Source organism: Paenibacillus luteus (genome assembly GCF_006542765.1).
GTDB lineage: Bacteria > Bacillota > Bacilli > Paenibacillales > Paenibacillaceae > Pristimantibacillus > Pristimantibacillus luteus.
The window spans coordinates 1-25,991 of sequence record NZ_SKCD01000025.1; the positions used below are offsets into that span (position 1 = coordinate 1).

Here is a 25,991-nt window from a genome sequence, read left to right on the forward strand (position 1 = left end):
CCTCATCAACTCCGCTCGACTTGCATGTATTAGGCACGCCGCCAGCGTTCGTCCTGAGCCAGGATCAAACTCTCCAAATTGGTGTTTGAAATGCTCATTACTTTTTTATCGCTTTTTCGCTTATCCCAAAGGATTTGCGAGGCAGTTATTACTCGTTGTTCAGTTTTCAAAGAGCAATCTTTTCTTTCGTGTCGGCCGTGTGTCTCATTGGCGACTTTTATAATATATCACAGATGCCCAAGTTAATGCAAGCACTTTTTTTATTTCTTTTTTTGAAGCTTGTTTACTTACTCTTGGCGCGAGATATAATGTAGCATATAAACACAGCCCGAGTCAACCTTTTGCGTGACCTTTTTTTCGATTCGCTACATAACCACCCATTGAAGACCAGCAATTAACGCTACTCCAGGGACTCCCAAGGTAAGAACGGTACCGATCGTCACTGGATTCAAAGGGATATACATACCTGGAACGAGTCCTGAATAGTTAAGTACATACAATAAACCAGCAGCCAACACCAAGTGAAGAGTAAAACTTCGGAGCCAACCCCATGACAGTTTGTTTCTTAATATAACCAAAATCAATAAAGCTGATGATGCAATGAAAATAGTCATCCAAATCGTTTTCATTTGATGATTCCCCTCCAGCTTGGCCAATTTTCACTCGTGCGTTTAGCTAATCGAAGCAGCATGTCATATCTTTTCTCCGCAGTTACCATACAATGAATGGCATAATCTATTTGATCCTTGCCATGAGCGTAATTAAAAAATCGGTTGGCGTTTTCCCACTCCCGATGAGCCTCAACGATCTCGCTTCGAATCTCATCCATTTGTCTTGCTTCTTTCTCCATACTGATATCCTGTCGCTTTTTCAATTGCCAACCCCTCCCGCTTGTCCGGTTTTCATACATCACATTACTATATGTATAAACATGGGGAGAGGATTAGAACGATGTCCTCGCTTTTAAGCATTCATTCCAGAAACAAACAAAACGGCAGACCGAGTTGCCCTCGGCCTGCCGTTTTGTTTGTTTTCTGTTCTAATTTATTTCCCTGCGGCCCTCCAGCGCTTTGGAGAGAGTTACCTCATCGGCATATTCAAGATCGCCGCCAACAGGCAAGCCATGGGCAATTCGCGTTACACGAATGCCGAAAGGCTTAATCAACCTAGATAAATACATGGCCGTCGCTTCACCCTCGATATTCGGATTGGTCGCCAGTATTAGTTCTTGGATTCGCTCGTCACTCAGCCGCCGCAATAGCTCGGCGATTCGAATCTCATCCGGACCGATCCCCTCCATTGGAGAGATTGCACCCTGAAGCACATGATACTGCCCTTGGAAATCCTTCATTCGTTCTATGGCCACAAGATCCTTCGATTCTTGTACGACGCAAATCACAGAATGATCACGGGATTTATCCTGGCAAATCCGGCATGGGTCCGTATCGGTAATGTTGCAGCAAACCGAACAATAGAACAAATTGCGCTTAACGCTAACTAGCGCCTTCGCAAAATCAATGACGTCGTCTTCTTTCATTCGAAGCACATGAAACGCCAGACGGGCGGCTGTTTTGGGTCCAATACCCGGTAATCGCGTAAAAGCATCAATTAATTTCGCTATCGGCTCGGGGTAATACAAATCAGGGTACAGCTCCTTTCAAGCAAAAAACGCCATCGGTGTCCCCTAGACACTGAAGCAGCTTTGACGGAAAAATAAAAGATAAGTACGAACGTAATATACTTTCCTTTATTTCAAACGTAAAGCAAGGTCGCTTCTTAGAACAATCCCGGTATTTTCATACCGCCAGTGAATTTACCCATATCTTTGTTTGCGAGCTCATCAACTTTAGATAGTGCATCATTAACAGCTGTAAGCACTAGATCCTGCAGCATTTCAACATCATCCGGATCAACCGCTTCCGGTTTAATTGTGATGCTTAGAAGTTTCTTGTGGCCATTTGCTGCAACCGTTACAACTCCGCCGCCTGCTGTGCCTTCAACCGTCTTCGTTTCAAGCTCTTCTTGTGCTTTCATCATTTGATCCTGCATTTTTTTTACTTGCTTCATCATTTGGTTCATATTGTTCATTACAATCACCTCATCATTAGTATTTAATCTTTATCCTTCACAACAACCAGGTCCTCACCAAAAAGCTTAATCGCTTCTTCTACCCATTCAGGTCTACTTGGATGCTGAGATGGAATTGAACCCTCAGGCTCCAGCTGAAGCGTCTCGCTCTTCTGAACGGTTGCGCCTTGCGCTGCCGCCTGCCACTCCTTCATCATCACCGTAACGATCCGAAATGGGCTGCCAAGGACAGTATGCATGACTTTCTCAATAATATCACGATTTGCAGGTTTTTCGGTCGTTTCCCGGTGCATTGTATTTTTGAAAGCGACAAGTATAGCATCGTCAGCCGATGCAACGGGCTCGCCATCCTTCAACCAAGCATGTACCGTAATTTTAGCATCCTTTACACCTTGGAGAACATCATTCCATTTCATGCGGATTTGATTGAATTCTGGACTCCCCGCTGTCGCGAGATAAGGATCAAGCTTGACCGATGACCTTGCTATGCCGCCTGAACTACCAAACGAGTTGCGAACCGCATTGGTTCGCGCCGCCTGCTTGCTCGCAGCTTGGTCGCTAGCCGAAGTCGTTCCCGAACTAATTCCATTCTGAATCGCTTGTTCCAGCTTCCGCTCCAAAGCCTCTATCTGCTGCCGCAATCGGCCAATTTCAGCTGATGGCGCTCCACCAGACGCAGCACCCTGTGATTCAGAAACCGCCGATTGGCCTGAGCCAGACGACTGTTCTTCACTTAGTGTGCAAAGCTTCATCAGTGCAACCTCAAACAAAGTCTGCGGCTGCGACGCATGCTTTAGCTCAACCTGATAACGGTTTAGCGTATCAATCATGGCAAACAGACGAACTGGAGTGAAGGCTGCGGCCATTGCCTTAAAGCGCTCTGGATCAACAATCCGCTCGGTGGCTGCCCCCCCTTGTGGAGCAAGCTTCATGACTAGCAGGTCTCGGAAATAATATATCAAATTTTCCATACATTTGTCCGCACTTTTGCCTGCTTGCATCAAGCTCTCCACAAGCGGCATAACAGCCGCAACATTCCGGTCCTTCACAGCCTCGGCCAACTGATAAAAATGATCAGCCGCCATGCCGCCAGTAACGTCTACCGCAGCTTCTAGAGTGATGCTCCCATCGGCAAAAGCAGAAACCTGCTCTAGCAAGCTGATCGCATCGCGCATACCGCCTTCAGACAATCTTGCGATATATGCGATAGCATCCTCTTCTGCCTGAATGCCTTCTTCTCGGCAAATCTTCACTAAGTGCTTCGTCTGCTCTTCCAGCGATACCTGCCTGAAATCAAAGCGCTGGCATCGTGAGATAATCGTCGCAGGAAGCTTATGCGGTTCAGTTGTCGCCAAGATAAAAATCACATGCCCCGGCGGCTCCTCAAGTGTCTTGAGCAACGCATTGAACGCCTCTGCCGTAAGCATATGTACCTCATCTATGATATAAACCTTGAACCGCACTTCGGAAGGGGCATACCGTACTTTATCGCGAATATCACGGATCTCGTCAATCCCACGGTTAGAAGCGGCATCGATCTCGATAACATCCATAATGTGACCCGCGGTAATGCCGATGCAAGCATCGCACTCATTACAAGGTTCTTCTGCAGGGCCCCGCTCACAGTTAACCGCTTTCGCCAAAATTTTCGCAGCGCTTGTTTTCCCCGTACCCCTTGGACCATTGAATAAATAAGCGTGAGATACGCGCTGTTCGCGAATGGAGTTTTGCAGCGTTTGAATAATATGCTGTTGACCAACCATGTCCTGAAACGTCTGCGGACGCCAGGCACGGTATAAAGCGATATGTGACACGCAGACCTTTCCTTTCATGTTGCCTTTTTGTATCAATGAACTGCAATATATGAATGCTTTATCCCTATTATACAACAACTGTGTAGCAATCAAAACTTCTTTTGCCCTTGTCGGCTCGAATAAAACAAAAGATTTAAAAACAAAAACACCTGCAATCGCTAGTTTCGATAAAATATCGAATAGCGAATACAGGTGTTGTTATTAGCATTACACTTCAGAAAATAGTTAGTACCGTGCACCTACTCCTGATAAATGCGACCCAAGCGACATCCTTGCACTACAGCTCGAGTCAGGCACTCCCCCGGCACATGAACTAATTTGCTTATGGCTGCTTCCTTCCGGACCTGACCGGGTTCACAAACGTCCATTGCGGCGGACCCAACTGTCAACACTGCTCGCAAGTGCCAAGACCCTACATCAGCACAACCTCAAATAGGAATTCAACCTCGCTACAGCGGATTGCGAGTTACAGGGCACCGCTACCTCCCCATCTAGCACGGCAAAAATAAGTATAGCCGATTCCGAGGCAAAGCGCAACTCGTACCTATAATTGATTAAAATGGGCTGCAATTACTTTTTCGCTTCAACATGCACGTCATACCGCGGCATATTGTATTGCACCACGGATTGTGCCTTTGCAAGCAGTTGCTCGGCTTGCGTATCAGAGAGCGATTTGTTTACTTTTATATTCACATGCAAAGCCGTACCATTAAAGTAGATTTGGGTATGCTCTATTCCCGTTAGAGGCTCGAGCACCTGCTCCACCATCTTGCCGTCTGCATCATAATTAAGATATTGATACCGATTCGGCAAATTGGGGTTGCTGTTGGAATAACCCATATACCCGTCATGCCCATAGGTTTTTAGCCTGTTTTCCTGCTTGCTGTTGCCACAACCCGCCACCATAAATACGAACGCAGCTGTCAGCAGCATGAAAACAGCAAAGCGGCTGAACGAATGTATTGATTTTTTCACCAATCAAAAAACCTCCCTTCTATCCAATAGGATGGCTGAGGGAGGTTCTTGTATTCTGCCAAATAAAGGCAAAACGATTTGTAGGATTAGATGCCGTATTTCTTCTTGAAACGATCGACGCGGCCGCCAGCATCCAGGAACTTTTGCTTACCCGTGTAGAATGGGTGGCATTGGGAACAAACCTCTACGCGAAGGCTCGGTTTAATCGAACCAGTCTCGAAGGAATTTCCACAAGCGCAAGTTGCTGTAATGATGTGGTATGTCGGATGAATAGCTTGTTTCATCTCGTTCACCTCTTTCTGCCCTGAATCGCATGCGGACCCAGAGTTAAATCACACATCTCGGATTATAGCATGAACTGATTTGCAGTTGCAATGAATAATCGCTCATATGTTAATAATAACGAAAATTACCGATTAATTGACAGTTAACGAAGCATCGTGGCTGGAGGTACATGCGTGTAGGAACCAATGACAACGTCAGGAAGCTCTTCACGGAATATCTCAAGCATCTGCTTCATCCCATAAATTTCGCCCTGCGCCTTTGGAATAATAGCCAGATAACTCTCAGGATCGATATTGAGATTACGCATCTGAATGAGCTTTAAGCCCGTCCGCTTCACGAAACCAATCATCGCTTCGATTTCTTCCTCACGGTCCGTAACCCCTGGAAAAATCAAATAATTAATTGAGGTATAGACACCCTTGTCGGAAGCATACTTCAATGACTTCTCGACATTTTTCAGCGTATACCCACGTGGTTTGTAATAAGCGTTGTAATGATCATCCAGCGCACTGATGGTACTTACGCGCATAAGATTCAATCCTGCATCTACAATAGCACGCATGTAATCGGTCAAGCCCGCATTAGTATTAATATTAATATAACCTAAAGAGGTCTGACTACGTACACGATTCATCGCTTCTACAATAATTCTCGCTTGCGTAGAAGGCTCACCTTCGCAGCCCTGACCAAAGCTTATAATGGATTCAGGTGCATTTAAATGCTCCAACATAATCTCAACTACTTCATCAACGGTAGGCTTGAAGTTCATCCGTGTCTGAGGCGCTACAAAGCCACTGTCATCCGGTTGCTCCGAAATACAGCCAAAGCACCCTGCGTTGCAGGAATAAGATACCGGGACTGCGCCTTCCCAACGTCCCAAGAACGTATTGGAAGAAGTTAAGCATTCATAGCCTAAAGCGCAGTTGGATAAATGCTTGTATAAACGGTTTTCTGGGTATTTAGCAAGCAGGCGCTCGACCTGAATGCCCAACTCGCCACGATCGCAGTTGAGTGGGTCCCAACGCTCCGGATCATCGCATTGCTCTGCCGTTACATAGAAATTGCCGTCCTTCCATACGACTGCTGTATAACCGAATAACGGGAGTTTTTCGTTTTTGTCCGCCTTGACATAACCAGGCAGACATAGACGCGTAAAGCCTTGCGGCAGCAGCGCACCAACCGCCTGAGCACCTCCGGGCAGCACCTGCATGTCACCCGTGTCCGGGTTAAGTCCAATAGGCCTGGTGAAGGGCAAGCTGACTAAAGTCGCTCCATTAGGAAGAGGAATAAGCTCATCCTCCATAATTTCAACGATCATGTCACCGCTTCTACCCAAGGCTATAAAATCCGGATGGTCAAATACATTGCCTTGTTCATCCGCATATACGAGATTCATGTTGTTCTCCCTCCTGCGGTCTTACGATCCGTGCGTTGTTCTAGGCGTAGGCCGTCTGCTTGTCGTTGTTGCTGTGCTGCTCTTGATACTAGTGCGCTCCGGCTTGGCTTCCACAGTAGTATCCAGCGACATCAGAAACTGTTCGTTGTTCTCGCTGTCTTTGAGCTTCTTCAAGAAATTATCAACATAATCTGGAGTATCCGTCATGCCTCTGCGAATCGCCCATACTTTATCAAGCTCTTCCTTCGTAAGCAGCATTTCTTCCCGTCTTGTCCCTGATCTGCGCATATCAAGCGCAGGGAATATCCGGCGTTCGGAAAGCTTCCGATCAAGATGAAGTTCCATATTGCCCGTACCTTTAAATTCTTCATAAATGATATCATCCATACGCGAGCCCGTTTCAATTAGGGCTGTAGCGAGTATCGTCAAGCTGCCGCCTTCTTCCACATTCCTTGCCGAACCAAAGAAACGTTTCGGACGGTGGAACGCCGCCGGATCAATACCGCCGCTCAGCGTACGGCCAGATGGAGGTATGACCAAGTTATAAGCACGAGCTAGACGTGTAATACTATCCATAAGAATAACGACATCCTTCTTGTGTTCCACAAGGCGGAGCGCACGTTCAAGCACAAGCTCAGCTACTTTAATATGATTTTCTGGCAGCTCATCGAACGTTGAGGCGATAACCTCACCTTTAACAGAGCGCTGCATATCGGTAACTTCCTCTGGACGCTCATCAATGAGCAGAACGAATAGTTTAATATCGGGACGGTTTTCAGAAATACTGTGGGCAATTTCTTTGAGAAGCAACGTCTTACCTGTTTTAGGAGGGGCAACAATGAGTCCGCGTTGTCCGAGTCCAACAGGAGCGAGCAAATCCATCATGCGAGTAGAAAGCTTCGAAGAGGTGGTCTCAAGCACCAGCTTCTTTTCGGGATAAAGAGGAGTAAGCGCAGGGAAATGAAGTCTTTCTGATGCTGTTTCCGGATTTTCACCATTTACAGCATTTACCTGCAAAAGCCCGAAGTATCGTTCGTTTTCTTTTGGCGGGCGACATTTGCCGGATACGAGATCACCGCTCCTAAGATCAAATCTTCGTATTTGGGAAGCTGAAATATAAATATCTTCCTTACTCGGCAAATAATTAATCGGCCGTAAAAATCCGAAGCCTTCGGACAAAATATCCAGTACGCCTTCCATGAACATTAAGCCGCTTTTCTCTGCTTGAGCACGCAATATAGCAAATATTAATTCTTTTTTCTTAAGAGTCCCGTAATACGGCACCTGAAATTGCTTTGCTAATTTGTATAGATCCGTCAATTTCATTTCTTCTAGATCAGCGATCTGAAGGTCTGTCATATTCTCACCACTTTATTCAATTTTCAATATAAGGTTAGATATCTAGTAAAATCATAGCACTGATTAACCATCATTGCCGAATTAGACGCTGTCTATTCCACAACGTCCGCTTCGCCATGCTTCTGAGATTATGCTTCCGTCTCCCGCCATACTTCGGCACCCAAACGGCATAGGTTTTCTACGAGATTATCATATCCCCGGTCGATATATTCCACGCCTGAAATTTCAGTAACGCCATCATTCACCGTTAGCGCAGCAACCACAAGCGCAGCGCCCGCACGCAAGTCCGCAGCTTTCACTTTAGCGGCATTAAGTTGATTGCCCTCAACCACAGCAGACCGGCCTTCCACGCGTATATTTGCTCCCATACGGGAAAGCTCGGGAACGTGCTTGAATCTCGTCCCATACACGTAATCGGTTAAGATACTAACCCCGCTTGCCTGGGTTAGCAAAGTCGTCATAGGAGATTGAAGATCCGTAGGAAATCCAGGATAGACAAGTGCTTTTACATCAATCGAAGAATACACCGGCGCGCCAATAATTCGGATGGATTCATCCATTTCAATGACTTGGACACCCATTTCCTCGAGCTTGGCAGTCATCGCTTCCAAGTGCTTTGGAATAACATTGTCAATGAGGACGTCGCCGCGCGTTGCAGCAGCTGCAATCATGTACGTACCGGCTTGAATACGGTCAGGAATAATGGAATGGCGGCAACCGTGCAGCTGATCGACTCCTTCAATGCGAATCGTTTCAGTCCCGGCACCTTTGATTTTTGCGCCCATGGCATTAAGGAGGGTGGCTACATCTATAATTTCAGGCTCTTTTGCCGCGTTTTCGATAATCGTTAACCCTTTGGCCCGGGATGCCGCCAGCATAATGTTAATGGTTGCTCCGACACTTGAGACATCGAGATAAATTTTCGCTCCGCGCAGCTCCTTGGCAGAGATACGAATCGAACCATGATCATTAGTAACCGTGGCGCCCAATGCTTCAAACCCTTTAATGTGTTGATCGATCGGCCTTGGTTCGAAGTTGCATCCGCCAGGCATTCCTATGGTCGCTTCTCCAAAACGGCCAAGCATGGCACCCATCAAATAATAAGAGGCGCGCAATAGCTTCACTTTTCCGTTAGGCATAGGCTTAGAAACTAGCTCCGAGGGTTCAATACGCATCATATCGCCATCACGCTTTACTTTAGCCCCAAGCTCTTGCAAAATTTCACTGTATACGGCTACGTCGCTTATCATCGGCAAATTGTCTAAAATGACTTCTGATTCTGCTAAAATAGCTGCGGGTACAAGCGCTACAGCGCTGTTCTTTGCTCCGCTAATTTGAACGGTTCCACGAAGCGGCCGTCCACCGCGTATCATCAATTTCTCCATCTAATTATAGTTCCTCCCGTAGATTGGAAGAGAATAAAGGAAAAACCGCCTATGCCAGCGAGTGTTGAGCCCACTTGTCGTTTTGAGGCGGTTTGACTCCTTTGCTCCTGTTATTACACTTGGTTGTGGCTTCCGAACAAACGGATTTTTCTTGCATAACAGCCCTCGCCGTATGGCAAACAGCTGTTGAATATTTACGCGGACTCAGCACTTCACCTTATTCGCCATAACTTCACGTTCAAGGCTCGTATAAGCCGCTTGGTTTTCGGTTTTCACATGGGCTTGGCATAAATTAGCTACAAAAGATTAAATAATAGCTTCGTCAGAAAGAATTGAACACCGCTTGTACAGCCTGCTCTGACTTGTCATTCTGAGCCATTATAACATATTGCGCCTCCAAATAGTAAAGCTTGTTTCTCCACTTCCAACAAATGCAAAAAACGACACCGTCTCCAAGCAAGCGACGATGCCGTTTGTAAGCTACACTAAGAACCTATTGCAAAACGACTTGGAGGGTTCCCGCCTCGCAGCTGCATATTTACTGCAATTCGCATCTCATCAATGTCGAAAGGCTTCGTAAAATGCATTAATGCGCCAAGGTCTGTCGCTTCTTTAATCATATCTAATTCACCATATGCGGTCATCATGATGACTTTAATGTTTCGGTCGATTGCCTTCACATGCTTCAAAATTTCGAGACCATCCATTCCAGGGATTTTCATGTCCAGCAGCACAAGGTCCGGAGCATCGTTTTTCACGATTTGCAGAGCCAGCTTGCCATTAGACGCCTGGAACGTATTATAACCTTCACTGCTGAATACTTCCATGAGCAATACGCGAATACCGTTCTGATCATCAACGATCAACACTTTCTTCTTATCCAACTCCAAATCCCCCCGCGACTGAGCTTACCTACAAAAATGGCCAACTCTTCCATAATCGTTAATATATTCGCTAATGTGGGTATATAATCCTTCTCGCCTTGAGAAAAACTTATCAGGTGTTGTAATAGAATATGTCATTGATAGAAATGGCAGCTAATTACTCTGAATAACCTAGTGCCGCTTGAACGAATCCACGGAACAATGGCTGAGGACGGTTCGGTCTGGAAGTGAATTCCGGATGGAATTGAACAGCCAGGAACCATGGGTGATCAGCCAGCTCCACCATTTCGACAAGGCGGCCATCCGGGGATGTGCCGGAAATGGAAAGACCTGCTGCCTCAACAGCTTCACGGTATTCATTATTAAATTCATAGCGATGACGATGGCGCTCATAAACAAGCTCATCTCCATATTCCCGTGCAGCAAGCGTGTCCGACTTAAGCTTGCAAGGGTATAGGCCAAGACGCATAGTGCCGCCCATGTCCTCGATGTCCTTCTGATCCGGCAGCAGATCGATAACCGGATAAGGGGTAGACGGATTAATTTCAGAGCTGTTTGCATTAGCAAGTCCCACTACATTGCGGGCATATTCAATCACGGCTACTTGCATACCCAAGCAGATGCCGAAGAATGGAATTTTATTCTCACGTGCATATTTAATTGCAGCAATCTTGCCTTCAATGCCACGATCGCCAAATCCGCCTGGTACAAGAATGCCATGAATGCCTTGCAGTTGCTCGTGCGCATTAGCATCCGTAAGCTCATCGGCATGCAACCAGCGAATCTTAACTTCCGAATCCGATGCAATACCTGCATGCTCCAGCGATTCTACGATACTGAGATAGGCATCATGCAAAGCTACATATTTGCCGACAATCGCGATTTCCGTCTTCTTATGAAGGGATTTTACGCGTTGAACAAGACTTTCCCACTCACGCATATCCGGCTGCTCGGTTTTCAGCTTCAAATGATTAACAACGATCTCATCAAGGCCTTCCTCACGAAGCATCAATGGTACTTCATACAGCGTAGATGCATCGCGGCATTCAACAACGGCATTGGCATCAATATCGCAGAACAAACCGATCTTGCGCTTCAAATCCTCGGCAAGCGGATGCTCCGTACGGCAAACGATAACGTTTGGCTGAATACCGATGCTGCGCAGTTCCTTAACGCTGTGCTGCGTAGGCTTCGTTTTCACTTCGCCTGCCGCTTTAATATAAGGAATAAGCGTAACATGGATATACATCACGTTGTCGCGGCCAATATCACTCTTAATTTGGCGGATAGCTTCAAGGAAAGGCAAACTTTCGATATCGCCAACCGTTCCGCCAATCTCAGTGATGACCACATCAGAGCCCGCTTCTTTGCCCGCGCGGAATACGCGGTCTTTAATTTCGTTCGTGATATGCGGGATAACCTGAACGGTTCCTCCCAAATAATCGCCGCGGCGTTCTTTCGTAATGACGTTGGAGTAAATTTTACCGGATGTCACGTTGTTGTTCTTAGACAGGTTAATATCGATAAACCGCTCGTAGTGACCTAGATCCAAATCCGTTTCCGCGCCATCATCGGTGACGAATACTTCTCCGTGCTGGTATGGACTCATTGTTCCCGGGTCCACGTTGATATAAGGATCAAACTTTTGAATCGTTACTTTGAGGCCCCTGTTCTTCAGCAATCTACCGAGCGAGGCTGCTGTTATCCCTTTGCCCAAGGACGACACTACGCCGCCGGTTACAAATATATATTTGGTCACTGTGATGATACCCTCCAAGCTCTTATGGTTATTGTTTAGGTTTGCCCATTTACTCGATAAACATGGATGCGGATACGCTCCGCCATTCCATCCAGTTTGTGGAAATTCGTCCTACAGACCCATTCCCTACAAACAAAAAAAGTGACACCCGTAGCAACGGGGCACTTTTCATTTTTTTGGCATATATAAAAATATAAGAAAGCATAAACTCAAGCGAGCCACACTTTGCTCATACTTCAACGCGAAACGAGTTTATGCTGCCAAATGACAGTGTCCGTCGCTTACGGTTGTATGCGTTATTTGTTAACCGAATCTTAAGCCCATGAGATAGTTTACTCTGCCCTTGTAGGACCTGTCAAGCGAAACTGACAGGATAAGTAAAAGTCGGCCAGAAACGGCTTAGTCACTATCTACCGCCAAGCATATTTGTCGATAAAATACAGGGCAGGAAAAGCTCTTCGCTCGTCCTGCCCTGCTGCTTGTCGCTCATTATTTCTCGTTCTCGTCTTCGTCCTCGAAATCTTCATCCTCGTCCGAGTCGTCATCGTCAGCTTCCAAATCGCCGTCGACCTCTTCCTCATCCAATTCTTCATCATCGATTCCGACTTCCTCATCGACTTCCGTTTCCTCTTCCGCTTCTTCGAAGTCCTCACGGTCCTCGTCAAATACGTCGTAGTCCTCTTCCGCCTCTGCGTAAGTATCTTCTTCCTCGTCCGCGAATACATCGTCATCCTCAAGATCATCGTCATCGTTAATAATGCGCGTGCGCTTAGCGTTGCCTACAGGATCTTCCGAACGCTCAACCGGGTACCAGCGTTTCAGTCCCCACATATTGCTGCCAACACAAGCAAAGCGACCGTCAATATTGATTTCCGTATATACCTGAGCAATAAACTGGTTGATTCCGTCTGCGGAAAGACCGCGTATTTTAGCGATCTCCATCATAAGATCGCGATAGTAGTAAGGGGTATTAGCCGCTTTCAGCACTTCAAAGGCCAAATCGACCATAGGCATTTCCTTCATACGTTCAGGATCCAGCTTTAACGTAAAATTGCTGCTGCTCATATGGACACATCCTCTCTTGCCATTCAAATTTATGTACTCGTTCATTACCTTCAACATGCCAGGAATGTGTATGCGTCCCTCTTATACACCGCTCGCATATCATTGCGCAACGAGCGGGTGCTGCCAGAGGATGGCACCGTCGTATACGCTAGTCAAAGTATAGTAAAACCTATTTCCCCCAAAAAAGCAAGCGCCCTTGCCCCAACACGTACAGCTTGGACTTAAATGCAAAAAGCGAAAGGATAGACCTTCCGCTCCGACTGTATCCATCCGACCATGACACAAGGTAACGTATCTTGGGCGTAAGAGCCCCTGAGAACTCTTTGTTCATCGTATGTACCCCGATGATTTTTGACACGGTTTGTTGCCCAATTATACGAAAAAAGGCAAGTGGCTCATGCGCCGAATAGCATTTCCTCATACAATAGTTCAGCACGGTCCGTCGGGAGGGGAAGCCAAGTTTGGACACCGCCGCTTTTATCCGTTTGCTGCAGGATACGATGGCTTGCACGGACGCCACGACTGTGAAACGAATTATTCGTTTTCGGCGTGCGAGCGACTACCGATATTTCCTACAGCAATTGTCTCAAGTCGCTTCGTCGTCATCGCCTCAAAAAAGCATCAGGCAAATGCCCAGTATTCGCGGTATTTCTTGTAGACTACCAGCCGAAGAATCGCTTGAGCGATTCTCGGGACGCGTATGGATTGAGAAGGATTGCAAAATCAGCGTTCATTCCTCTGCACAAAAGTCGATTATTGTAGATAAAGGAATACCCTGGGGCGTGAATCAAATTAAAGCTCCCCAGGCATGGAGCACAACAACGGGCCACCGCATAAAGGTTGGCGTCATTGATACAGGAGCTGATTTCAGTCATCCCGATCTCCGTCATTCCCTCTCTAGGGGCATCAACCTGCTAAACCGAAGCATGCTTCCTCACGATGACAATGGTCACGGTACGCATATCGCCGGTACAATCGCTGCAGCTAACCAGCTGCAGGGGATGATCGGCGTAGCTCCGCGCGCGCTGATCTCGCCAGTCAAGGCATTCGACCACAATGGGAGCGCCTTCGTATCCGACATTATTCTCGGTATTGAATGGTGCATCCGCAATCGCATGAATGTCATTAATATGAGCTTCGGCATGAAGACAAGGAGCAAAGCGTTGCTTGGCGCTGTTATTAATGCCCATAACGCAGGCGTCATTATCGTTGCCTCCTCCGGCAATGATGGAAAAAGGCGCACAGTTGACTATCCCGCCCGCTATCCTCAGACCATTGCCGTAGGAGCTACAAACAAGCTGCGCCGCATTGCTCCATTCAGTAACCGCGGGGCCTATATTGATGTATATGCCCCGGGAGACAAAATTGTATCGGCATGGCTGCGCGGCAAATATAACGAAATGAGCGGCACTTCGATGGCCACCTCGCACGTCAGCGGTGCCATTGCCTTGCTGCTTGCTCACAAACCAGGGCTTAATCCAACTGAAATCAAATCAATTATAAAACGTTCCGTACAGCCCCTAAGGGGCAGCAAAGCCCGCCGAATGATCGGCGAGCTTGACGTGATGCGTATGATGCAGGCCGTGGATAAATCATGAATCCACGGCTTGTCTTTATGTGACAGCTTCTACATACGCTCGGGAGCGGATACGCCGACCAAACGCAGTACATTGGCAATAGAGAGACGAACCGCTCCAAGCAATGCCAGTCGTGCCTGCGACTGCTCAGCATCGTCAGTAATGACGCGCTCAGCCCGATAGTAGCTGTGAAACTGCGAAGCCAACTCGTAAACATACCGAATCAGGCGATGCGGTGCGTATTGGACAGCTGCCTCCGAAATCTCGTGTGGAAGCTCTCCAATTTTAAGAAGCAGATCATACTCCCCTTCGGCAGTCAGCTTGCTGAAATCAATGCTGTCCACAGACTTAAGCGCGATTCCCTGCTCCTCAGCCTGTCTGAAGATGCTGCAAATGCGCGCGTGCGCATATTGTACGTAAAAGACCGGATTTTCGTTAGAGGTTGAAATAGCAAGGTCCATATCGAAGTCAAGATGCGAATCCATGCTCCGCATAGAGAAGAAATAACGGATGGCATCGATGCCCACCTCGTCCATCAAATCCTGCATCGTTACCGCTTTGCCCGTACGCTTGGACATTTTCATCTTCTCGCCGTTCTGGAACAAGCTAACCATTTGGGCGATCAACACGGTCAGTTTCTTCGGATCGTTGCCAAGCGCCTCCATAGCTGCCTTCACACGCGGAATATAGCCATGGTGATCGGCTCCCCAAATATTGATCATTTGATCGAAGCCACGGCCGTATTTGTCACGGTGATAGGCGATATCCGGCGTCAAATAGGTGTACGAGCCGTCATTTTTCACGAGTACGCGGTTTTTGTCGTCGCCAAAGGTCATGGTTGACAGCCAAGTCGCGCCTTCTTCTTCATAAACATGTCCTGTAGCTTTGAGCGCCGCAAGGCCTTGCTCAACTAAGCCGCTCTCGTAAAGGGATGTTTCACTGTACCATACGTCGAAACCTACGCGGAACCGTCCTAGATCACGCTTGATCTTGTCAAGCTCCCGCTCCAGGCCGAACTGACGGAAGAACGTAAAGCGTTCCTGATCGGGAAGCTCAAGCAGCTTGTCTCCCTCTTGCTCCACGAGCAGCTTGGCAAATCCGATGATGTCTTCGCCGTAGTAACCATCCTCAGGCATTTCAGCGATTTGTCCTAGCGCTTGCCGGTAACGAGCTTCAATGGAGACAGCGAGGTTCTCGACCTGTTTTCCCGCATCGTTAATATAGTATTCCCGAGTTACCTCATAGCCAGCGTAATCGAGCACGTTGCACAAAGCATCGCCAACGGCCGCGCCGCGCGCGTGGCCTAGATGCAGGCTGCCTGTTGGGTTTGCGCTGACAAACTCTACTTGGACGCTTTTGCCAAGGCCATCCTCGGTGCGTCCGTAGTTTTCTCCCGCTGCAAGCGCAGCCGCTACAACCGGATAGAGGTAGCTGTTGTCCATGCGGAAGTTGATAAAGCCTGGACCGGCAATTTCTGCGGCTTGAATGGATGCTTTCTCTTTATCCAAATGAGCTAGAATCGCTTCCGCAATCTGGCGCGGGTTTTTCTTAGCCAGCTTTGTCAACTGCATAGCTGCATTTGTCGCCAAATCACCATGCGATTTGTCCTTTGGCACTTCCAGCACGAATGCCGGCAGCTCCTCCCGCTCTGCAAGCCCAGCTGCTACCGCCGCATCGGCGATTGCCGCCTTGACCTGCTCATACATATTTTCCAATACATTTGTACTCATGAAATTAGTTCCTCCTGTATATGGAGCCGTATATGAAAACGGCCCGACATTTGTTCGCCTACGTGAAGCTCGTATTTCCATTCTAATGTAAAAGGCAGCTCTGTGGGCAGCAATTCAGCCTCCGTGCTTCCGCCCTTGCCGTCTGGCACCTGCATGGAAAGCCTATCCGTATCTGTCTCAAGCTCAAATGAAGTCATGCTCGAGTGATAACGGCCTGTCCGTCTCAGTCCCTGTACGAACAACTGCTCCGATTCTATGACGCCACGCCGCACAATGGACAGCTCGTCAATCCGGTATTTCAGCAGCGTGCGCACCTCGCCGGCACTTGGATCTCCTTCAACAGCGGGTTCACTATAACGAATAAAAATCGATTTTTCCTTACGGAACCATTCGCCCTCGTAGGTGTGAAGGTGCGAGCTTCCATCCTGCACGCTCTCCAATGTAATTCGCACTTTCCTGCTATCGCTCATGATCTTTCTCCTGTTATCAGACTACTCTTATGTAACTACTATATACAGGAAGCTTCTTAATTTCAACGCTAGCGCTCGGTTAACTTGTGGCATACGGCACAATAACGCTCCATGCGGTTACGCGATCCTCAAGCGTTCGCATACGGGGAGTTGGGATCGGGCTGGAGGAAGGAAGCTTAAGCAGGGCCATATCTTTAAAGCTTTCATGCCCGCGGTAAAACTTGTGAAAGGTATCATAAGCTTTGCTCCCATTAAAAGCAAAACAACGCAGCGACGGGTATTTGGCGACTAATTCCGGCAGCTTTTGCGGTACTTCCGCCTTTATATTCACATCGAGGCTGCCCTCCCGCTCACAGGATTCAATGACGTCCCATAACGCCAGATGGTGCTTTTTTAAGAAAATAAGCCGATTTTCATACACCGGGTCCATCTCGGAATCGTTAAACAAACGGTAGATAATCTTCCACATAAAATTTTGCGGGTGGCCATAAAATTGTTTGTGTTCCAGCGACTTTACGCTCGGCGCCGTTCCTAATATGAGCACGCGCGCATGCTCATCTATCACTGGCGGAAATGAATAGATACGCATGTGATCATCCCCTTCGCTCTTTTCTGCTGAAGATCGTTATCCTTTCATTTTAGCCTGATTTGCAATCTGGCATCCACCGTATCCGGCTTGGGGGGTTCAGAAGGAACCGTCATCAACGCAAAAAAGGGCTTCGTCCCAAACGGAATGTTTACCGCAAGGGGCGAAGCCTTTTTTGATCAAACCAAAACTATTTCAAAAATCCGAGCAGCATCTCACGAATGACTTTCGCTGCTACGATCTGCGTTTGCTCCGTTGGATCATAAGCAGGCGCTACCTCAACGAGGTCAAAGCCCACGATGTTCACACCGGAACGGGCAATCGCATGAACCGATTCGATCAACTCTTTCGACGTAATGCCACCCGCTTCGGCCGTGCCTGTACCAGGCGCTGCAGAAGGATCCAGCACATCGATATCGATCGTCAAGTAAACCGGACGTCCTTCAAGCTCTGGAAGCACCTTCTTCAGCGGCTCCAAAACCTCGAACGGATGGAAGTTAATGTTCTCGCGTGCATACTGCCATTCTTCGCGGGAGCCCGAACGAATACCGAACTGGTAAATGTTCTGACCGCCCATTAGGCCAGCTGCTTTGCGAAGCGGCGTAGAGTGCGACAAAGGCTCGCCTTCATACGATTCGCGCAGATCCGCGTGAGCATCAAAGTGGATGATCGCAAGATCAGGATACTTCTTGTACACCTCTTGGAAAATCGGCCATGAAACGAGATGCTCGCCGCCGAGTCCAACAGGGATTTTGCCATCGTCAAGCACGCCGCGCACGAATTCACCGATGATTTCAAGGCTGCGGGCCGCGTTTCCGAAAGGAAGCAGCAAATCGCCGGCGTCGAAATATTCAATATCCTCCAGGCTGCGGTCTAGGTAAGGGCTGTACTCTTCAAGTCCAATGGACACTTCCCGAATGCGCGGAGGGCCAAAACGCGAGCCCGGACGGAAGCTGACTGTGAAATCCATCGGCATACCGTAAATAACCGCTTTGGAAGCTTCATAGTTTTCCGAGCTCAAAATGAAGACGTTGCCGGAATATTTTTGATCCAATTTCATGAGGGCTTGTCCTCTCCTTCTATAACGTAGCCGCTATTACTTAATCAGATCTTCAACAAATTTAGGCAGCACGAAGGCTGCTTTGTGAAGGCGCGGCGTGTAGTATTTCGTATCGATTTCAGGAATTGCTGTCTCATCAACAGCCGTCGGATCGTATTTTTTGCTGCCCATTGTGAACGTCCACAGACCGCTTGGGTAAGTCGGGATGTTAGCGCCGTATACGCGAACGATCGGGAATACTTCCTTCACGTCTTTGTTTACGCTTTGGATGAGGTCAGCCTTGAACCAAGGGTTGTCCGTTTGCGCAACGAAAATGCCGTCTTCCTTCAAGGATTCGTAGATGCCTTGGTAGAAGCCTTTCGTAAACAGGTTGGCAGCAGGGCCTACGGGCTCCGTGGAATCAACCATGATCACGTCATACGTATTTTTATGGTCATGAATATGCATAAAGCCGTCGTTCACAAGCACTTCAACGCGCGGGTTGTCGAGCTCGCCAGCGATGGATGGCAAGTATTTTTTGGAGTACTCAATCACTTTACCGTCGATGTCGACTAGAACAGCCTTCTTCACCTTCGGGTGCTTCATTACTTCACGAATGACACCGCCGTCGCCGCCGCCTACTACAAGCACGTTCTCTGGGTTCGGATGCGTGAAAAGAACAGGATGCGCAACCATCTCGTGGTATACGAACTCATCCTTAACTGTAGTCATAACCATGCCGTCTAGCACGAGCATCGTTCCGAACTCTTCCGTTTCGATCATATCCAACTGTTGAAAATCCGTTTGTTCATTTACGTAAGTTTTCGTAATCTTCGCCGTAATGCCGAAGCTCTCTGTTTGTTTTTCCGTATACCACAATTCCATGTCGTAAAACCCCTTCTTTCCTTCAATCGTTCAACCTGTATTATATGCAAATTATCCAATCACTACAAGTACTCTATACAAGCCGTAATATTAAGGATTTTTAAATATTTCATTCTATAAGCTCCTTAACCTAATGTAATTTTCCACACCGTAATCCAATCCCCCCATCCATGCTGAAAGTCCAGGCACCCTGCTGTGAACATGCGGCCACAAGGCAAAGAACGTTCCCCAGTTTAACTAGAGAAACGTTCCTTACGCTTCTTATGGTCTGCTCAATCGTCGTGTCTGCTTCCGCTATTGTAATCCGGACAGCTTCAGGCGCGAATAAACCGGCGTATTGATTTGAACATCTGCCGCTCTTAACTGTTCTGTCAGCCATGATTCATAAGAAGCATGAGCGAGCGGTTGACCGAATGCCGCTCCAGCAGCATCGCCAGCGTCCACCAGATGTGCTTTTAGCTCAATCACCATGTTCGCCAGCGTATAGGTATAGTAGACTTTCTCGCTGTACTGCTTAGGCCCATAAATGGTTTGACCCTGAGCCAAGCGGCTCTTACGCTGGCTGTTCTCCTTTTCCATACCGGCCAGAAATGCCTGATAACTGATATCCTCGATAATACCAGCATTTCTCGCAGCCATTTGCTGCACCTTGATTTCAGCCAATCGATCAAGCGCAAGCTTCCGCAAGGCCTCGATCGGCGTATGCCCGTTCCGAGCCTCATACCAGAACGAATCCGAGCTGACATCCCCCGAAGACGGCGCCCATTCAGCTGCGACAACACTTCGCAGCTCAAGCATGCGGGGCATCCATTCCCCAATAGTTATCGGCTCGCTATTGATCCATGCGACAACGTCAGCAGATGCTTCGAACGGTTGCTCCGTATCGGCTACGGACAGAGCTTGGATAGCAGATGTGGCGCTCCCATTCCGATCTGCTTCTGCATGCATCCCTGCCGGCGCAGCAGAACAAGCGGTGAGCAGCAGCGGCAAGATCAACAACAGGAGGGATAGGGACAACAACAATGCCCGAATGCCTGGATGGCAGCGCGGCTTTGTCAGGGCGGCTCGCGACGCTCCTAAAGCCGAACGCTTGCCCACTGCTACAACCTTCCTCGAACACCGTTTGTGGATATCCTGGAATGAACCATTCTTCAACTCCATTTCCACTATCCCTCCTCATTATCTTTTTATCCTGATCAGCTTAAAGCCTAATTATTGAATCACTTGCACATTATCGTACGATGCCAGTGTGGAATGGCTGCGCAGCCCAATCTTGCCGGTCTGCAGCTCCGCTGGATTTCCGATCCAGGTGAGTATAGTCGTTCCATTCACGTAACCCGTTATATTCCCGCCGCTTATCGAAGCCTTTAGCCGGATGAACTGTCCTGCGCTAATGGGCGAGGACACACTCGTAAGCAATTGAAGTGTACCCGCTGTCTTCTTATAGAGGTCAACGGTATCGCTCGTGTCGTTCAAACGAAGCATATAGAAGTTGTTCGCATCTTGATAGCGGAACAGAATGCCTGCATTGCCTCCATTGGAATTGATCTTGATGTCAGCTTCCACGCTGTAATCACTCCAAGATCCATCGCCTGCATAAGCGATAAACTCTCCTGACATTGAATTCTGCACATAGGAGAACGTCCCGTCATTCTGCACGGCCCAGCTGCCGCCGATAGTCGTCCAGCCGTTCGCGTTTTCATCTTCAAAGTTATCCGTGAACAGCGTGATGGGAACCGTTACCGCTCCCGTGTATTCATGCACACCGATGTCCGGGACGCCGTTGTACAATGGATTGCCGAAGAAGTCACTCCCACCGTTGCTCGTGAGGGTTCGGCCTTTGTTGATGGCAGGAGACGCCGAGGTCAGCTTGTAAGCATCCGCGGTTGCGATGCCGGTTGCTGCCCCTCCGTTTACGAAGAGCGGGTTGCCGATCACTTTATTCGCATCATTGGCAGTGCCGGTATTGGCTCCGTAGAACAAATTGTTATTATATTGAACACGCGGACTGACTGTATAATTACCGCTGCCCATATTATAGAAGATGTTATTGCTGTAATAAACCATGCCCGTATTGCTGCCCTCGGTCAAATGGTTGTATGTCCCGTTGGTCCGATAGATGACGTTGTTGTATACGTATAGGTTCCCCCCGTTGTTAATCACATCAAAGGTCCCGAACGCATCTCCGTCGTTCTGGCTGATATTATAGCGGAAGACGTTGCCATCTGTATTGTTCATGACAAGCAGCGCGCCTCCTTCATTGTGATGGCTGAAATTATATTGGTAAATGCTGTTGTACACATCGATATCGAAGTCCCATGCTTGCCCATCTCCGTTGATGACTCTAGTATTAAAGGCTTCATTGTTCTGGAATACAGCCCCCGTCGTCGCATAAGCCCACTGTGCGGCCACAACATAGATCGGATCCAAATAGTTGACGATAGACGTATTGACGTCGCAGCTCACTCCGATTTCGTTCGTCGTATTGTATTCAATTAAAGGAGAAATCGCGGCACGTACGAGAATGCCATCCCGATGAATACGCTCCACGTAATTGTCACGGATAACTACATTTGTAAAGGCATTGAACTTGTGCGTCCAAGAAGCATTTGCGAAGGCGTCTGTCATAATCTGAATGCCCGTATCCGCCACGTTAATCACCGTGTTATTCTCAATAAGCACATCGTCCCAAGTGCTCTCCGCCATCCAATTGCTTCCCCGCGCATAGAAGTTGATGCCGCCGGTTCTTCGGTTCGTACCAAAAACATCATGAATATCGTTGTTGCGGATATAAATATGGCGGAACGCTCCCGCTCCGGCGCCTTCACCGAGCACTAAAATGCCGCTTCGTTTGCGGTCTGTCGCATGCTGTCCACTCGTAATTTCTAAATTGTTGACCTCCCAGTACGAGACGTTTTTGAGCCTGACACCAAAACCGTCTCCCTCTACCTCCGTATCCCCAAAGTTGATTAGCGGCTTAGAACCCGAACCGTAGCTATCGACCACAATGGGGCTGCCGCTCGTCCCTGAGCCTTGCAGATCCAAATACTGACTGTTCCAAATGGAACCTGCTTTGAGCAGGATCCGGTCTCCTGGACTAAACACGATGCTGTTCACCTTCGGCAGCGTACGCCAGGCGGTTGAGCTGCTTGTTCCGGCATTTGCATCATTCCCTGCGGCGGCATCTACATAATAAGTCGTCCCTGCGGCTTGCACCGATGGCGTGTGGATAGGACTCCATGGCGCTACGAATACAAGGGCAAAAACCAAAAAAATCAACGAGGTTTTAATTAAAAGCGCTTTCATAAATACGCCTCCTAATAATAATTTTAATAAAAGCAAACAAAGAGATTCACCGCGGTTACAGGATACCTTAGCAGTACCCCTTGATCTCCCTTATTACCCCTTGTATTCACTAGGGCTTTTGCCGCTATACTTTTTGAATACCTTGGAGAAGTACGCACGATCCGAAAACCCGATAGTATAAGCCACATTCTCAACCGTCTCATGCTCTTGCTTCAGCATGGCAATCGCAAGATTGATCTTATATTGGTTGACGTAGTCTGTGAAATTTACGCCTGCAAGCCGTTTGAAAAACCGAGAAAAGTAACTTGCATTCAGGTGTAAATGTGCCGCCATATCGAAGGAAGTGACCATTCGGTCGGCATTCGCCTCCAAATACAAATCGATGGCTTGCAGACGAATATCCTTCTCGTTTCCTGCTGTTGGTCCGCTGAACTGCTGCCCGAGTAGATTACGCAGCTCCCGCTTCGTCAACCGCGCTGCCTCATCTGCAGTAAAAGCATGACCCAAGAGCACGTAGAAACCATCCTCGACTTCGGCATTCGTCTCATAGGCAGATTGACGCACCAGGTCTGCCAACCGTTCCTTCACCAAGCGCGGGGACAGCTGCTCAGCCGCCGCTTGTTGGATCAAAACGTTGACCGCTAGATCGAATAACGACATATTGCCTTCTGAGAAGCCGAGCGACAATAGCGAACGTTCCTTATCGCCTCTTCCTTCGGAAGAGTGCCGGAAGAAGATTGGCGACTCCGGTGCTGCGACAACGACGGCTGATTCATAGAAGCCACTGTCGCAACTGCTCATTAAGGACTGGTACGAAGCACCGATCTGATGAAATGGATAAGCATGCCTGCTGTATATGCCGCGCAGCTCCACCTTCAAATAATGATAGGCCTTCTCCCTAACCGAAGACAGATAAGCTTGGAGTGAATCGCCCAAACTGACGGTCCCCTGAACATTTGAAATGATATAAAGATCCGAACCTCCGCTAGGCAACGCTGTTATTGCCGCACCCTCCGAAAGCTCGGCAGCGATATTGGCAACTGCAAAATGAATAAGCGGCAGATCCTGATGCCGATAGCGTTCCAGCGCACTTGCTGCGTCGATATGCAGCACAGCATGCTGGAAGTACGGAAGCTTCCAGGAGATGCCTAGACGTTCCCCGAACAACAGCAGCTCCTTCTCGCTGCTGCCTGCCAGCAACTGTTTGAGGAAGCTTTGCTTCAACGCTTCCTTATGTCGCATCATATCCTGCTGCAGCGTATACCGATCCAGCAGTTCGCGACGGCTTCTAATGCGGCTTATTGCTTTGTCCAGACTAGTCGCCAGTTGTTCGGCCGATAGCTCATCCTTGATGATATAATCGTCAGCGTCGAGCTGAAAGGCTCGTTTCGAATATTGGAAATCCTCATAACAGGTCAGAAATAACAACCTCACCTCCGGATTCACAACTCGGAAGGCTTCGGCCAGTTCGAGCCCGTCCATGCCTGGCATGCCAATATCAGTCACGACGATATCGGGCTCCGTAAGTCTGAATTGCTCCAGCGCTTGCTCACTCGCAGATGCCGAGGCAACGAGCACCAGACCCAGATTCGACTCGGCCAGCAGCCGTCCGACATATTCCAACATCGGGACGTCATCATCAATAAGCATGATCTTCATCATGGCGATCCGCCTCCTTTCTGCTTTGCATAGGAATCTGCAAGGTAAAGCTCATGCCACCGCCCTCGCCTTCAGCAGCCGTCAAGCGCGCACGGTGGCCATAGAGCACACGCAATCGCCGGGCGGTGTTAACAAGCCCTACGCTTTTCTCTTGCACGGGTATGTTGGACTCCGCGTCCAGCAGCCGTTGATTCAGACTCATGATCGCCTCTTCCGGCATCCCTCGTCCATTATCACGAATCTCAATTTCCGCCATGCGGCCTGCTATGCGGGCAGATAACGAGATGACTGGCCATTCAGGACGAGCCGAGAAGCCATGAATGATAGCATTCTCGACAATCGGCTGTAGTAGAAGCCGCGGCAGAGACAGAGACGACAAGCCTTCGTCCAGCGTGAAAACAAAACGAATATCGAGCCGATTGCGAATTTGCATCACCTGGATGTAGCTATCTAATATTTTTACTTCCTCGGCAAGCTCCAGCGGCGCATCTACCCTTACGTAGGCGCGCAACAGCTTCATTAACGAATCAATCATTCCGCCATGGGCATCGTCGCCCGCCATGAGAAGGTTGACCTTGATCGAATTAAGCGTATTGAGCAAAAAGTGAGGCCGAATCTGTGCCGCCAGCGCTTGCAGCTCCAGCAGTCGCTTTTCCTCTTGTTCGTTCTCCATTCGCCGCAGCAGTTCATCCATCTCATCGAGAATCTGGTTAAAGGCCGCGGACAATACCGCTACTTCATCCTTTCCTTTTACAGGGATGCGCACAGCCCGATTGCCTCCCACATACTGTTTGACGTTTGACCTTAGCAGACTGATCGGCTTGTTAATTTGCCGGGCCCAGAGCATGGACAAGATCAGGAAAAACAGAAAGAACAAGCCGACGAGCGAGGTGGAGAAGAAGAATTCCCGATTGATCTGCCCAACTACGGAGCGCTGCGGCATGTGACTCTCCAGCTTCCAGCCCACTCTCTGGAGGACCGTTTCGCTTTTCAACACGCTGCCTGATGATTCCGATTTACTGCCCTCATGCCTAGCAATCAGTATGCCCGCGCGATCGGACAGCGTGATGGAAACAGCAGGATTGCCCGTGTCCAACAGACTGCGGAAATAGTCGGCGGGGATGCCAATGAACAAAGTGGCCAGCCGCTCGCGATCAAGCGGATCGACGATGAAACGTGCCGCATAATACATATCTGGCAAGGCTCCTGCCTCGCCATCTGCGAACCAATGAAGCTCAGTTGTTTCCTTGGCATCAAGCTTGCCAAGCTCATCCTGAAGCCGGTCCGGAAGCACAGCAAAAACAGGCCTGCTTTGGTTGGAAATAATGACACGGTCATGACGGTTAATAAGCAAAATTTCAAGATTAAGATCGAGCGACTGAATGGAGAGGATGCTCGCCATCTCCTTCAGCTTCGCTTGATGCGCATAGGTCTCATAATTCGTGAAGCTCTCCACATCCCTCAAACTTCGCAACCGTTCGAGTAGATCGGTATCGTAAGGTTGAGAGAAAAAGACCGACGCAAAGGAAATGCCGTCGATCGTTTTCTCCATTTGATGGGCAATAACGTTCAGTGTCTCTTGATTGGAGAGCGTAATCTTGTCGCTTACATTGCGTCCAACGGAAGAGTAGGACCAGAACGTAACCGCGATGAATGGCAGCAAGATAAAGATAATGAAGGAGAACTGCAGTCTGCGATAGAAAGAAAATCGACTCATCCAATTCAAGCT

23 protein-coding genes, 1 rRNA gene and 1 other RNA gene are annotated in these 25,991 nt (G+C 48.4%); 1 reads left to right on the forward strand and 24 read right to left on the reverse strand.

Going from position 1 to position 25,991, the window contains the following annotated elements:
• The 15 genes from E0496_RS19755 to rpoE form a co-directional block, all read right to left on the reverse strand.
• Positions 1-80, reverse strand: a 16S ribosomal RNA gene (locus E0496_RS19755); the annotation flags it as partial.
• Between the two features lie 285 nt (positions 81-365).
• Entirely contained in the window at positions 366-629 is a 264-nt protein-coding gene (locus E0496_RS19760) for a pro-sigmaK processing inhibitor BofA family protein (protein ID WP_141503569.1), read from the reverse strand.
• Positions 626-874 carry a DUF2508 family protein gene (locus E0496_RS19765; RefSeq protein WP_241674894.1) on the reverse strand — a complete coding sequence of 83 codons (249 nt, stop codon included), beginning with the start codon at positions 872-874 and terminating at the stop codon, positions 626-628. The genes E0496_RS19760 and E0496_RS19765 overlap by 4 nt, the downstream gene beginning before the upstream one ends.
• 165 nt (positions 875-1,039) lie before the next feature.
• Positions 1,040-1,639 (reverse strand): recombination mediator RecR, encoded by a 600-nt coding sequence (gene recR / locus E0496_RS19770; protein WP_141503571.1) that lies wholly within the window; start codon positions 1,637-1,639, stop codon positions 1,040-1,042.
• Between the two features lie 137 nt (positions 1,640-1,776).
• Positions 1,777-2,088 (reverse strand): YbaB/EbfC family nucleoid-associated protein, encoded by a 312-nt coding sequence (locus E0496_RS19775; protein ID WP_141503572.1) that lies wholly within the window; start codon positions 2,086-2,088, stop codon positions 1,777-1,779.
• 23 nt (positions 2,089-2,111) lie between these two features.
• Positions 2,112-3,902, reverse strand: a complete 1,791-nt coding sequence (gene dnaX / locus E0496_RS19780) for a DNA polymerase III subunit gamma/tau (RefSeq protein WP_141503573.1) — start codon at positions 3,900-3,902, stop codon at positions 2,112-2,114.
• A gap of 231 nt (positions 3,903-4,133) precedes the next feature.
• An RNA gene (gene ffs / locus E0496_RS19785) (signal recognition particle sRNA large type) lies at positions 4,134-4,402 on the reverse strand.
• A 70-nt stretch (positions 4,403-4,472) separates the two neighbouring features.
• On the reverse strand, positions 4,473-4,877 hold the full coding sequence (locus tag E0496_RS19790; protein ID WP_141503574.1) for a hypothetical protein: 405 nt from the start codon (positions 4,875-4,877) through the stop codon (positions 4,473-4,475).
• An 86-nt stretch (positions 4,878-4,963) separates the two neighbouring features.
• Positions 4,964-5,161: a 50S ribosomal protein L31 gene (gene rpmE / locus E0496_RS19795; RefSeq protein ID WP_053373265.1), complete on the reverse strand. Its 198-nt coding sequence runs from the start codon at positions 5,159-5,161 to the stop codon at positions 4,964-4,966.
• Between the two features lie 143 nt (positions 5,162-5,304).
• Positions 5,305-6,558, reverse strand: a complete 1,254-nt coding sequence (locus tag E0496_RS19800; protein ID WP_139990701.1) for a radical SAM family protein — start codon at positions 6,556-6,558, stop codon at positions 5,305-5,307.
• A gap of 21 nt (positions 6,559-6,579) precedes the next feature.
• Positions 6,580-7,917: a transcription termination factor Rho gene (rho, locus tag E0496_RS19805; RefSeq protein WP_141503575.1), complete on the reverse strand. Its 1,338-nt coding sequence runs from the start codon at positions 7,915-7,917 to the stop codon at positions 6,580-6,582.
• Positions 7,918-8,045: 128 nt separating this feature from the next.
• Complete coding sequence (locus tag E0496_RS19810) at positions 8,046-9,302, reverse strand: UDP-N-acetylglucosamine 1-carboxyvinyltransferase (RefSeq protein WP_141503576.1); 1,257 nt, start codon at positions 9,300-9,302, stop codon at positions 8,046-8,048.
• A 485-nt stretch (positions 9,303-9,787) separates the two neighbouring features.
• Positions 9,788-10,186, reverse strand: a complete 399-nt coding sequence (locus E0496_RS19815; RefSeq protein WP_141503577.1) for a response regulator — start codon at positions 10,184-10,186, stop codon at positions 9,788-9,790.
• A 157-nt stretch (positions 10,187-10,343) separates the two neighbouring features.
• The gene (locus tag E0496_RS19820; RefSeq protein ID WP_139990698.1) at positions 10,344-11,945 is read right to left on the reverse strand and encodes a CTP synthase; all 1,602 of its coding nucleotides are present in this window, start codon (positions 11,943-11,945) and stop codon (positions 10,344-10,346) included.
• Positions 11,946-12,434: 489 nt separating this feature from the next.
• A complete protein-coding gene (gene rpoE, locus E0496_RS19825; RefSeq protein ID WP_141503578.1) occupies positions 12,435-13,010 on the reverse strand; it encodes a DNA-directed RNA polymerase subunit delta in 576 nt (191 codons plus the stop codon).
• Positions 13,011-13,471: 461 nt separating this feature from the next.
• Between rpoE and E0496_RS19830 the strand changes: the two genes are divergently transcribed.
• Positions 13,472-14,608 (forward strand): S8 family peptidase, encoded by a 1,137-nt coding sequence (locus E0496_RS19830; protein ID WP_241674895.1) that lies wholly within the window; start codon positions 13,472-13,474, stop codon positions 14,606-14,608.
• A 29-nt stretch (positions 14,609-14,637) separates the two neighbouring features.
• Here the strand turns inward: E0496_RS19830 and argS are convergent, their stop codons facing one another.
• From argS to E0496_RS19875, 9 genes are all read right to left on the reverse strand, one after another.
• A complete protein-coding gene (argS, locus tag E0496_RS19835; protein ID WP_141503579.1) occupies positions 14,638-16,317 on the reverse strand; it encodes an arginine--tRNA ligase in 1,680 nt (559 codons plus the stop codon).
• On the reverse strand, positions 16,314-16,787 hold the full coding sequence (locus E0496_RS19840; RefSeq protein WP_141503580.1) for a YwiB family protein: 474 nt from the start codon (positions 16,785-16,787) through the stop codon (positions 16,314-16,316). The genes argS and E0496_RS19840 overlap by 4 nt, the downstream gene beginning before the upstream one ends.
• A 79-nt stretch (positions 16,788-16,866) precedes the next feature.
• Entirely contained in the window at positions 16,867-17,376 is a 510-nt protein-coding gene (locus tag E0496_RS19845; RefSeq protein WP_141503581.1) for a DNA-deoxyinosine glycosylase, read from the reverse strand.
• Between the two features lie 187 nt (positions 17,377-17,563).
• Positions 17,564-18,433 carry an agmatinase gene (speB, locus tag E0496_RS19850; RefSeq protein ID WP_102708963.1) on the reverse strand — a complete coding sequence of 290 codons (870 nt, stop codon included), beginning with the start codon at positions 18,431-18,433 and terminating at the stop codon, positions 17,564-17,566.
• A gap of 36 nt (positions 18,434-18,469) precedes the next feature.
• Complete coding sequence (speE, locus tag E0496_RS19855; protein WP_141503582.1) at positions 18,470-19,297, reverse strand: polyamine aminopropyltransferase; 828 nt, start codon at positions 19,295-19,297, stop codon at positions 18,470-18,472.
• Positions 19,298-19,591: 294 nt separating this feature from the next.
• Positions 19,592-20,458, reverse strand: a complete 867-nt coding sequence (locus E0496_RS19860) for a hypothetical protein (RefSeq protein ID WP_141503583.1) — start codon at positions 20,456-20,458, stop codon at positions 19,592-19,594.
• Positions 20,459-20,509: 51 nt separating this feature from the next.
• Complete coding sequence (locus E0496_RS19865; protein WP_141503584.1) at positions 20,510-22,603, reverse strand: 3-keto-disaccharide hydrolase; 2,094 nt, start codon at positions 22,601-22,603, stop codon at positions 20,510-20,512.
• Positions 22,604-22,696: 93 nt separating this feature from the next.
• The gene (locus E0496_RS19870) at positions 22,697-24,265 is read right to left on the reverse strand and encodes a response regulator (RefSeq protein WP_141503585.1); all 1,569 of its coding nucleotides are present in this window, start codon (positions 24,263-24,265) and stop codon (positions 22,697-22,699) included.
• Positions 24,243-25,979 carry a sensor histidine kinase gene (locus E0496_RS19875; RefSeq protein WP_241674905.1) on the reverse strand — a complete coding sequence of 579 codons (1,737 nt, stop codon included), beginning with the start codon at positions 25,977-25,979 and terminating at the stop codon, positions 24,243-24,245. Before E0496_RS19875 ends, E0496_RS19870 begins: the two co-directional genes overlap by 23 nt.
• Positions 25,980-25,991 lie beyond the last annotated feature (12 nt).